Annotated in this window: 10 protein-coding genes; 6 read left to right on the forward strand and 4 right to left on the reverse strand. The window is 65.4% G+C overall.

Annotation, left to right across the window (positions count from 1 at the left end; genetic code table 11):
* Positions 1–18: 18 nt before the first annotated feature.
* The 6 genes from gph to BIO17B3_RS10130 all read left to right on the forward strand — a co-directional run bounded on the left by gph (position 19) and on the right by BIO17B3_RS10130 (position 5,627).
* The gene (gene gph / locus BIO17B3_RS10105; protein WP_013104302.1) at positions 19–726 is read left to right on the forward strand and encodes a phosphoglycolate phosphatase; all 708 of its coding nucleotides are present in this window, start codon (positions 19–21) and stop codon (positions 724–726) included.
* 71 nt (positions 727–797) lie between these two features.
* Entirely contained in the window at positions 798–1,805 is a 1,008-nt protein-coding gene (gap, locus tag BIO17B3_RS10110) for a type I glyceraldehyde-3-phosphate dehydrogenase (RefSeq protein ID WP_156053945.1), read from the forward strand.
* A gap of 70 nt (positions 1,806–1,875) precedes the next feature.
* Positions 1,876–3,081, forward strand: a complete 1,206-nt coding sequence (locus tag BIO17B3_RS10115; RefSeq protein WP_013104304.1) for a phosphoglycerate kinase — start codon at positions 1,876–1,878, stop codon at positions 3,079–3,081.
* A gap of 53 nt (positions 3,082–3,134) precedes the next feature.
* Positions 3,135–4,199: a class II fructose-bisphosphate aldolase gene (fba, locus tag BIO17B3_RS10120; protein WP_156053946.1), complete on the forward strand. Its 1,065-nt coding sequence runs from the start codon at positions 3,135–3,137 to the stop codon at positions 4,197–4,199.
* 109 nt (positions 4,200–4,308) lie between these two features.
* A complete protein-coding gene (locus BIO17B3_RS10125; protein WP_156053947.1) occupies positions 4,309–4,866 on the forward strand; it encodes a thioredoxin family protein in 558 nt (185 codons plus the stop codon).
* Positions 4,863–5,627 (forward strand): HAD family hydrolase, encoded by a 765-nt coding sequence (locus BIO17B3_RS10130; RefSeq protein ID WP_156053948.1) that lies wholly within the window; start codon positions 4,863–4,865, stop codon positions 5,625–5,627. The genes BIO17B3_RS10125 and BIO17B3_RS10130 overlap by 4 nt, the downstream gene beginning before the upstream one ends.
* Positions 5,628–5,980: 353 nt before the next feature.
* Here BIO17B3_RS10130 and BIO17B3_RS10135 read toward each other — a convergent pair whose 3' ends face one another.
* From BIO17B3_RS10135 to leuS, 4 genes are all read right to left on the reverse strand, one after another.
* Complete coding sequence (locus tag BIO17B3_RS10135) at positions 5,981–6,652, reverse strand: hypothetical protein (RefSeq protein ID WP_013104308.1); 672 nt, start codon at positions 6,650–6,652, stop codon at positions 5,981–5,983.
* Positions 6,653–6,802: 150 nt separating this feature from the next.
* Positions 6,803–7,894, reverse strand: coding sequence for a DNA polymerase III subunit delta (gene holA / locus BIO17B3_RS10140; RefSeq protein WP_156053949.1), 1,092 nt, complete (start codon positions 7,892–7,894; stop codon positions 6,803–6,805).
* Complete coding sequence (gene lptE / locus BIO17B3_RS10145; protein ID WP_156053950.1) at positions 7,894–8,382, reverse strand: LPS assembly lipoprotein LptE; 489 nt, start codon at positions 8,380–8,382, stop codon at positions 7,894–7,896. The genes holA and lptE overlap by 1 nt, the downstream gene beginning before the upstream one ends.
* A partial coding sequence (gene leuS / locus BIO17B3_RS10150) for a leucine--tRNA ligase (RefSeq protein WP_156053951.1) occupies positions 8,383–10,341 on the reverse strand: 1,959 nt, incomplete at its 5' end.

Consider the following 10,341-nt stretch of genomic DNA (forward strand, 5'->3'; position numbering starts at 1 on the left):
GACCCGACACGCAACAGGATGACGCAAGCCATGTTCGATTTGGTGATGTTCGACCTCGACGGTACGCTGGTGGAAACCGCGCCGGAAATCGCCGACGCGGTCAACGACCTGCTGCGCGATCAGCAACTGCCCGAAGTCTCCGAGCATCTGATCCGCGCCTGGATCGGACATGGCACGCGCGAACTCATGCTGCACGCCTATGCGCACGCCACCGGCCTCGAAGAAGAGACGGTGCGGCGCACCGGCACGCTCGACATCCTGATGCCGCGCTTTGCCGAGTTCTATGCCGTGCGTACCGGGCAGCGCAGCCGCCTCTATCCCGATGTGCTCAGTACGCTCAAGGCCTTGCGCGCGGCGCAGGTACGCATCGCGCTGGTCACCAACAAAGAACAGCGCTTCGCCACCACGGTGCTCATGGTGCATGGCATCCGTCACTACTTCGACATGGTGGTGGCCGGGGATACGCTCGAAGCCAAGAAGCCCGATCCGCTGCCGGTGCGCTACTGCCTCGACGCCTTCAAGCTGCGGGCAAACCGCGCGCTGTTCGTCGGCGATTCCGAGATTGATGTCGCTACCGCGCGTGCCGCCGGCGTGGCGGTCTGGGCGGTGCCCTATGGCTACAACCACGGCAAGTCGATCGCCCTGGCCGAGCCCGATCGCATCATTCCCACCGTGGCCGCAGTCGCCGAGGCCGTGCGGGCGTCGGCCTTGCACGCTTCCGATTGAAGGCGCGCTCAAAACGCCGCCTGCACACGCCACCCCCCACTTTTTCTCAACCTTCATTCAGGAGATCTCATATGACCATTCGCATCGCCATCAATGGATTCGGCCGCATCGGCCGCATGGTGTTCCGCGCCGTGGCGCAGGAAGCCGAGTTCAAAGACTTGGAGATCGTCGCCATCAACGACCTGCTCGAGCCGGACTACCTGGCTTACATGCTGCAGTACGACTCGGTGCATGGCCGCTTCAACGGCACGGTGGGCGTGGAAGGCAACAATCTGGTGGTCAACGGCAAGAAAATCCGCCTCACCGCCGAGCGCGATCCCGCCAACCTGAAGTGGAACGAAGTGAATGCCGACGTGGTGGTCGAAGCCACCGGCTTCTTCCTCACCCTCGACACCTGCCAGAAGCACATCGACGCCGGTGCCAAGAAAGTGGTGCAATCCGCCCCCTCCAAGGACGACACGCCGATGTTCGTCTATGGTGTGAATCACGCCAAGTACGCTGGCGAGAAAATCGTCTCCGCCGCCTCCTGCACCACCAACTGCCTGGCCCCCGTGGCCAAGGTGCTCAATGACAGCTTCGGCATCAAGCGCGGCCTGATGAGTACGGTGCACGCCGCCACCGCCACGCAGAAGACCGTGGACGGCCCGTCGAGCAAAGACTGGCGCGGCGGCCGGGGCATCCTGGACAACATCATCCCGTCGAGCACCGGCGCGGCCAAGGCGGTGGGCAAGGTCATTCCCGAGCTGAACAAAAAGCTCACCGGCATGGCCTTCCGCGTGCCCACGCCTGACGTTTCCGTGGTCGACCTGACCGTCGAGCTGAACAAGGAAGCCAGCTACGCCGACATCTGCGCGGCGATGAAGGCCGCTTCCGAAGGCCCGCTCAAGGGCGTGCTCGGCTATACCGAAGACAAGGTGGTCTCCACCGACTATCGCGGCTGCTCCATGCCGTCGATCTTCGACGCCGAGGCCGGTATCGCCCTCGATTCCACCTTTGTCAAGGTCGTGTCCTGGTACGACAACGAGTACGGCTACACCTGCAACATGATGCGCTTCGTCAAGCACGTCGCCAGCAACTGATGCCGCCAGCCCCGCTGCCTTGACGACTCATCAAAACACCCGTCAGCGGGGTGCAAACGAGGAGAGACTGATGCAAATCCTGACCTTTGAAGAAGTGTGCAAGCGCGGCTTCGCCCAGGACAAGCGCGTATTCATTCGCGCCGATCTGAACGTGCCGTTCAACGACAAGGGCGAGATCACCGAAGACACCCGGGTGCGCGCTTCCGTGCCCGCAGTGAAAATGGCGCTCGACGCCGGTGCCGGGGTGATGATCACCTCGCACCTGGGCCGCCCGACCGAAGGTGAGTTCAAGCCCGAGGATTCGCTGGCCCCCGTGGCCAAGCGCCTGAGCGAGCTGCTCGGCCTGCCGGTCAAGCTGCAGGCCAACTGGGTGGACGGCGGCTTTGACGTGCGTCCTGGCGAAGTGGTCATGCTCGAAAACGCTCGCGTCAACAAGGGCGAGAAAAAGAATGACGACGCGCTGTCGCAAAAAATCGCCAAGCTCTGCGACATCTATGTGAACGACGCCTTCGGCACCGCCCACCGCGCTGAGGCGACCACCTATGGCATCGCCAAGTACGCACCCATCGCCTGCGCGGGCCCGCTGCTGGCGGCTGAGATCGACGCCATCAGCCGCGCGCTGGAAAAACCTGCGCGCCCGCTGGTGGCCATCGTCGCAGGCTCCAAGGTCTCCACCAAGCTCACCATCCTGCAAGCCCTGGCCGACAAGGTTGATGGCCTGATCGTGGGCGGCGGCATCGCCAACACCTTCATGCTGGCCGAAGGTCTGCCCATCGGCAAAAGCCTGGCCGAGCCCGATCTGGTGGATGAGGCGAAGAAGGTCATCGCCAAAATGAAGGAACGCGGCGCCGAGGTGCCCATTCCCGAAGACGTGGTGGTGGCCAAGCAGTTCAGCGCCACCGCCGAGGCCACCGTCAAAGACGCCAAGGATGTGGCCGCTGACGACCTCATACTCGACATCGGCCCCAAGACTGCGGCCAAGCTGGCGGCCAAGCTCAAGACCGCGGGCACCATCGTCTGGAACGGCCCGGTGGGCGTGTTCGAGTTCGACGCCTTCGCCAACGGCACCAAGGTGCTGGCCGAGGCCATCGCCAGCAGCCCTGCCTTCTCCATCGCGGGCGGCGGCGATACCCTGGCGGCGATTGCCAAATACGGCATCACCGACCGCATCGGCTACATCTCCACCGGCGGCGGCGCCTTCCTGGAAGTGCTCGAAGGCAAACAGTTGCCCGCTTTCGAGATCCTGCAGCAGCGCGCCAAGCAGCCCTTGTCTTGAAGCCCATGCTTTGATCGTTTTGAACCTGTTCCCTATCTCTTGAGGAGTCCGTCATGGCCCTGATTTCCCTGCGTCAACTGCTCGACCATGCGGCCGAGCATTCCTACGGCGTCCCCGCCTTCAACGTCAACAACCTCGAACAGGTGCGCGCCATCATGGAAGCCGCCGACGAGACCAATTCGCCGGTCATCCTGCAGGCCTCCGCTGGCGCGCGCAAGTATGCTGGCGCCCCCTTTCTGCGCCACCTCATCGAGGCGGCGGTTGAAGAGTGGCCGCACATCCCCGTGGTCATGCACCAGGATCACGGCACCAGCCCCGGCGTGTGCCAGCGCTCCATTCAGCTGGGCTTCAGCTCGGTGATGATGGACGGCTCGCTGGGCACCGACGGCAAGACGCCGACTACCTACGAGTACAACGTCGATGTCACCCGTCGCGTGGTGGAAATGTCGCACTCCTGCGGCGTGTCGGTGGAAGGCGAACTCGGTTGCCTGGGCTCGCTCGAAACCGGCACCGCCGGTGAAGAAGACGGCATCGGCGCCGAAGGCACGCTCGATCACAGCCAGCTGCTGACCGATCCCGAAGAGGCCGCTGACTTCGTGAAAAAGACCCAGGTCGACGCCCTGGCCATTGCCATCGGCACCAGCCACGGCGCGTACAAGTTCACCCGTCCGCCCACCGGCGACATTCTCGCCATTGGCCGCATCAAGGAAATCCACGCCCGCATTCCGAATACCCACCTGGTGATGCACGGTTCCTCCTCGGTGCCGCAAGAGTGGCTCAAAATCATCAACTCCTACGGCGGCGACATGGGCGAGACCTATGGCGTGCCGGTGGAAGAGATCGTCGAAGGCATCAAGCACGGTGTGCGCAAGGTCAACATCGACACCGATCTGCGCATGGCCTCCACGGGCGCCACCCGCAAGTTCCTCGCCGAACACCCGAAAGAGTTCGATCCGCGCAAATTCCTCATCGCCTCGACCAGGGCCATGAAAGAGATTTGCAAGGCGCGATACGAAGCCTTCGGCACCGCGGGCAATGCGTCCAAGATCAAGCCCATCACGCTCGATGCCATGGTGGCGCTGTACGAAAAGGGCGCGCTCGATCCCAAGATCAACTGACGCCTAGGGCAGTTTCTGTCCGAGTTTGATTGGATCGACAACCCCGGCCTCAGCCGGGGTTGTCGTCTGTGCATTGCATTCCCCGACAACCCAGCAAAGGAGTTTTGTCATGGCCGCAACCGCCGATCCCTTGCAGCGCGGATTTCCCGCGCCCGATTTCCACCTGCCCGGCGTCGACGGACGCAGCCATACCCTGGCCGAACTGCGCGGCCCCAAGGGACTGCTGGTGATGTTCATCTGCAATCACTGCCCTTATGTGCAGGCCGTGGCCGACCGCATGGTGCGCGATGCCCGGGAGCTGCGCGCCCTGGGCGTGCATGCGGTGGCCATCAACAGCAACGACGTGAGCGCCTATCCCGAAGACTCCTTCGACAATATGAAGCTGTTCGCCGCGCAGCACGGCTTCGGTTTTCCCTACTTGCATGACGAAACGCAGGCCGTGGCCAAGGCCTACGGCGCAGTCTGCACGCCCGATTTTTTCGGCTTCAACGCCGATTTGAAGCTGCAGTATCGCGGCCAGCTCGACGCCTCGCGCAAGCAGGCCGCCCCCGCCGACGCCCGCCGCGATTTGTTCGAGGCCATGAAGCAGATCGCAGAAATCGGCATCGGCCCCGAGGAGCAATATCCCAGCATCGGCTGCTCCATCAAATGGAAAGGTGAGGCATGAATTCAACGCCCTTGCGCGCACTGATTTTCGACGTCGATGGCACCTTGGCCGAAACCGAGCGCGACGGTCACCGCATCGCTTTCAACCAGGCCTTCGCCGATGCCGGGCTGGATTGGCATTGGGACGTGCCGACCTACGGCCGTCTGCTCGCCATTACCGGCGGCAAAGAGCGCATGCTGGCTTATTGGCAGGAGATCGATCCGCAGGCCGCGGCTGCGCCCGAGGCGGCGGGGCTGATCGCCGAGCTCCACCGCCGCAAGACCGCGCACTATGTGCGACTGGTGGCGGAGGGCGGCATCGCCCTGCGTCCGGGCGTGCGTCGGCTGCTGGAGCAGGCGCGCAGCGCCGGGCTGCGCCTGGCCATCGCCACCACCACCACGCCCGACAATGTCGAAGCGCTGATTCACGCCACCCTGGGTGCAGGCGGCATGGACTGGTTTGAAGTGGTGGGCGCGGGCGACGCCGTGCCGCGCAAAAAACCCGATCCCGGCATCTACACCTGGGTGCTCGAACGCATGGCGCTGGCCCCGGAGCAATGCCTGGCGTTCGAAGACTCGACCAACGGCCTGCGCGCGGCGCACGGCGCCGGTCTGCGCACCGTGGTCACCACCGGCGCTTACACCCACCACGAAAACTTCGACGGCGCGCTGGCCTGGCTCGACGGTCTGGGCGAGGCGGGCGCTCCCGCTACGGGACGCATCGGCAGCCAGCCTTGGTCCGGTGTGGTCGGGTTGAACGAACTGCGGCAGTGGGCTGACTGAATCTGGGCTGAACCCAGATTGCCCATCAGTCTGTCCTTCGCTTCTATGCAGGCGCTGGCGGGCGCGAAGCGCTGGGCCAAACCCTCCCCACCCCAGCCCTCCCCACAAGTGGAGAGGGAGTCTTTTTGCACCTCCTCCACTTGTGGGGGGGCCGGGAGGGGCATCCGGAGCGCCGCGAAGCGCTGTTCTCACCTCCCCCACTCGTGGGGGAGGCCGGGAGGGGCATCCGGAGCGCCGCGTAGCGCTGTTCTCACCTCCCCCACTCGTGGGGGAGGCCGGGAGGGGGATGCACGGCCTGCCGCGCCATCATCCCGTGATCTGGTGAAATTCCGGCCCGGCAACAACGCCGTTGTTCAGCCGACCACGCTGAGCGACATCGGCGGCAACAAAATGCCTTGCGCATCCTGCGTGCCCAAGGCGCGGCGCAGATGCTCGACCTTGGGTGGCTGCGCTGCTGCCCCCGGTTCGGTGTATTGATCCAGCCGCGCGGTTTTGCTCACCCAGGTTCCCAGATTGACCCGCACCGCCTGTGCGCTGCGGTTGACGATCAGCACCCGCCCGCCCTTGGGGCCGATGAAGCTGGCGCCGGTGACCTGCTCAGGCGCACCGGGAAAGTCGAGCTTGACCAGATTGCTGGCCTGTTCCGCGGCCCGGCTCCACGCGGCGGCGAGCGGGCTGGGCGCGGGGCACAACAGGGCCATCGGCAAGACCGCCTGCTTCTCCGGCACCGTCACCTGATTGAGGTTGACCAGCAAGGCGGCAGAGGCGTCGAGCTGCGCGCGCCAGGCAGGCGCAGCGATCTTCACGCCATGGCAGTTGACCTGCAGCGCGGGCAGCAGTTGCGCGGGCAGCACGCGCATCACATCATCCGGGCCTGCAGTGAAGCTGGGCGCGTTGTCGGGTATGGGCGCGGGCGCGGCCTGCGCGAATGCAGCGGGCAGCAGCGCGGCAGCCGACAGGCCGAGTGCGGCCAGGGTGTGGCTCAGTCGGCCAGAGTAGGGGGAGCGAGGCGGGAAAATGGGCATGACGTTTCGTTGAGAGAGGCTGCAAAAAGGCCGCGAATAAGACCGCGAAGAAGACAGCGAAGAAGGCGGCGAAGCGTGTCGGACTTTGCTCAGAGCCGGGCAAGGCCGCAGAGTTCACAAGCCCGCAACTCGCGGTCTTGAGGGATGCACTCAAAGCGCCGGGTGCAGCACCAGCCTGCGGCCCTGCCGGGCGCTTGGTGGCGTGGGCCAGAGGGCGTCGAGCATGGACAGGGCGAGCACCTGCAGCGCCTCCCACGGTGCGCGCGGCAGGGAGTCAGGGCGCAGACCCTTGACCGCCAGATCGCACTGCGCGGCGAGCTGCAGCAGCCGCTCCAGATCGGGCGTGCGCAGGCGCGGCAAGGCGCGTTCCAGCAGCTTTTCCTTCACGCCCCAGATGCGGTTGGCGCGCAGCAGCGCGGGCAGCGCCTGCCCCGCGTCCAGCCCCTGACGGATGCGCAGCCAGGCGCGGATGTCGTCGGCCAGCGTCCAGTGCACCAGCACCGGGGCCACGCCTTCGGCCTGCAGGCCGTCGAGCATGCGACGCAGCCGGGCGACATCGCCGCCCAGCACCGCTTCGCCGAGCTTGAACACGCTGTAGCGCGCCACGTTCAGTACCGCCTGCTCCACCGTGTCGGGATCGAGCGGGCCGGGTGGACATAGCAGCGCGAGCTTTTCGATCTCCTGATGCGCGGCCAGCAGATTGCCTTCCACCCGCGCCACCAGAAAATCGGTGAGCGCCCTGCCAGCGTCGCCTGCGGGCAGGGTAAAGCCGTGGCGCTGCAGCCGTGCGGCGATCCAGCGCGGCAGTTGCGCAAGCTCCACGCTGTCCACCCGCACCGCCACGCCTCCCTGGCTCAGGGCGCTGAACCAGGCCGACTTCTGGGTGGCTGCATCCAGACGGGGCAGGATGACCACCGCCATCACATCGGCTGAGAGATGGTCGGCCAGCGCCGCCAAGGCTTCGCCGCCGTCGCGTCCGGGTTTGCCGCCCGGGATGCGCAGTTCGATGAGTCGCCGACCGCCGAACAGGCTGATCTCGCGGCTACCTGCGAGTAAGTGGCTCCAGTCGAAGCCGCGCTCCACCGTGTGGCTTTCGCGCTCGTCGAAACCCTGCTGCCGGGCGCGGGCGCGAATGGCGTCCACCGCTTCGTTCACCAGCAGGGTCTCGTCGCCATACACCACGTACAGCGCGCCGAGCTTGCTGGCGAGATGGGCGTCGAGCTGGTCGGCAGCAAGCTGCATCAGTTCACCTTCACCGCGGCAAGCTGGAACATCAGACGGTTGATCAGTTCCTGGCGCATGCCGCGATAGAGCAGATCAGACTCGTTGGCCTTGGCCAGCGTGGCGCTGGAGTTGTAGCTCAGATTGCTGGTCTGGCTCAGGTCGGTCGGGGCGATCAGCACCTTGCCCTGCGGCGTGGTGAGCTCGAAGCGCACGGTGTAGCGCAACAGATATTGCGCCACCGTGCCATCGGCGTTGTAGGCCTGTGCGGTCTGCGTCTGAGATTCGCCCAGCAGGGTGAATATCGCCTGAGCGGACTGGGCGTCTGGCGCGATGTGGGTCGAAGTGGTGGCGGCGATCTGCCGCTTGAGTGCCACGACGAAGGCCGAGGTCTCCGAGCCCGCCACATACAGGGTGCTGAACGACAGATTGGTCGAGCCGCGTAGCTGAAAACCGCAGGCGCTCAAGGCCAGAAGCGGTGCGAAGATGAGGACGCTGCGACGCTTCATTCAGACCACCACATTGACCAGCCGGCCCGGCACCACGATGACCTTCTTCGCGGCCTTGCCTTCGCTGAATTTGGCGAAGTCGGCGCTGGCCAGCGCGGCAGCTTCGATCGTGGCCTTGTCGGCACTGGCCGCGACTTGAATGGCGCCACGCAACTTGCCGTTGACCTGCAGCATGAGCTCGATGGTGTCCTGCACCAGCGCGGCCTCATCGACCTGCGGCCAGGGCGCGTCGAGCAGATCGCCGAATTCGGCGCCGTAGCCGAGTTCCTGCCACAAGGCGTGGGCGATGTGCGGTGTGGCGGGGTAGAGCACGCGCAGCAGAATGCCGAAGCCTTCGCGCAGCGCAACGGCCATGCCAGCACCAGCAGCGTCGGTGCCTTCCAGCGCGTTGAGCAGTTTCATCGCGCCCGACACCACGGTGTTGTATTGCATGCGGCCGTAGTCGAAATTCACCTGCTGCAAGGTCTGGTGCACCTCGCGGCGCAGCTTGCGTGCGGCGTTACCCGCCTCGGCTGCGGGCGCGGCCAGGGCGCTGAGCTTCAGCCCGAAGGCCCACACCCGTCTGAGGAAGCGATGCGCACCCTCCACCGCGGCGTCGTTCCACTCCAGCGTGGCTTCGGGCGGCGCGGCGAACATGGTGAACAGGCGGGCGGTGTCGGCGCCGTAGCGGTCGATCAGGTCTTGCGGATCGACGCCATTGTTCTTGCTCTTGCTCATGGTGCCCACGCCGCCGTAGTCCACCGCCGAGCCGTCGGCCTTGAGCTTGGCGCCAATGATCTTGCCCTGCGCGTCGAGTACGTTTTCCACCTCGTGCGGCCAGAAATACTCGATGCCGCCCTGCGGGGTTTTGCGCGAATAGATGTGGTTGAGCACCATGCCCTGCGTGAGCAGACGGGTGAAGGGTTCGTCGGCCTTGACCAGCCCGAGGTCGCGCATCACCTTGGTCCAGAAGCGCGCATACAGCAGGTGCAGGATGGCGTGCTCGATGCCGCCGATGTACTGGTCCATCGGCATCCAGTAGTCGGTGCGGCCGTCCACCATGGCGCCGTGGTTGTCGGCGCAGGTGTAGCGCATGAAGTACCAACTCGAATCGACGAAGGTATCCATCGTGTCGGTTTCGCGCTTGGCCGGTTTGCCGCACTGCGGGCAGGCCACGTCGACGAACGCCGCGCACTGGTGCAGCGGGTTGCCGCTGCCGTCGGGAATCAGGTTTTCGGGCAGGACGACCGGCAGGTCTTTTTCCGGCACCGGCACCGCGCCGCAGTGATCGCAGTGGATGATGGGAATGGGCGTGCCCCAGTAGCGCTGGCGGCTCACGCCCCAGTCGCGCAGCCGCCAGGTGGTGCGCTTCTCGCCTAGGCCTTTGGCGGCGAGCAGTTCGGCGACTTTGTCCACCGCGTCTTTGTAGGGCAGGCCGTCGAGCTCGCCCGAGTTGACGCACACCGCGCGCTGTTTGTCGCCATACCAATCGGCCCAGGCGTCGGTGCTGAAGGTCTCGCCCTCCACCGCGACGACTTGCTGAATGGGCAGGCCGTACTTTTTGGCGAAGGCAAAGTCGCGTTCATCATGCGCGGGCACGCCCATCACCGCGCCGTCGCCGTAGCTCATCAGCACATAGTTGCCGACCCACACCGGCACTTGCGCGCCGGTCAGCGGGTGGGTGACGAACAGCCCGGTGGGCATGCCCTCTTTTTCTTTCAGGGCGAGTTCGGCTTCGGTGGTGCCGCCCTGCTGGCAGCGCTCGATAAAGGCGGCGAGTTCGACGTTGCCCGCCGCGGCATGCGCGGCCAGCGGGTGCTCGGGCGCGACGGCGCAGAAGGTCACGCCCATGATGGTGTCCGCCCGGGTGGTGAACACGTACAGGCGGCCGCCCTGGATCAACGCGCCCTGCGCGTCGTGGATGGTGTGGGGGAAGGCGAAACGTACCCCGGCGCTCTTGCCGATCCAGTTCTCCTGCAT

The sequence above is a fragment of the Thiomonas sp. OC7 genome, from assembly GCF_900634595.1.
In the GTDB taxonomy this organism is placed as follows: Bacteria; Pseudomonadota; Gammaproteobacteria; order Burkholderiales; family Burkholderiaceae_C; genus Thiomonas; species Thiomonas arsenitoxydans.

Excerpts from the sequence above, each read along its gene's own strand:
- gph (WP_013104302.1), top strand. The coding sequence starts at position 19 with ATGACGCAAGCCATGTTCGATTTGGTGATGTTCGACCTCGACGGTACG.
- gap (WP_156053945.1), top strand. The coding sequence starts at position 798 with ATGACCATTCGCATCGCCATCAATGGATTCGGCCGCATCGGCCGCATG.
- BIO17B3_RS10115 (WP_013104304.1), top strand. The coding sequence starts at position 1,876 with ATGCAAATCCTGACCTTTGAAGAAGTGTGCAAGCGCGGCTTCGCCCAG.
- fba (WP_156053946.1), top strand. The coding sequence starts at position 3,135 with ATGGCCCTGATTTCCCTGCGTCAACTGCTCGACCATGCGGCCGAGCAT.
- BIO17B3_RS10125 (WP_156053947.1), top strand. The coding sequence starts at position 4,309 with ATGGCCGCAACCGCCGATCCCTTGCAGCGCGGATTTCCCGCGCCCGAT.
- BIO17B3_RS10130 (WP_156053948.1), top strand. The coding sequence starts at position 4,863 with ATGAATTCAACGCCCTTGCGCGCACTGATTTTCGACGTCGATGGCACC.
- BIO17B3_RS10135 (WP_013104308.1), bottom strand. The coding sequence starts at position 6,652 with ATGCCCATTTTCCCGCCTCGCTCCCCCTACTCTGGCCGACTGAGCCAC.
- holA (WP_156053949.1), bottom strand. The coding sequence starts at position 7,894 with ATGCAGCTTGCTGCCGACCAGCTCGACGCCCATCTCGCCAGCAAGCTC.
- lptE (WP_156053950.1), bottom strand. The coding sequence starts at position 8,382 with ATGAAGCGTCGCAGCGTCCTCATCTTCGCACCGCTTCTGGCCTTGAGC.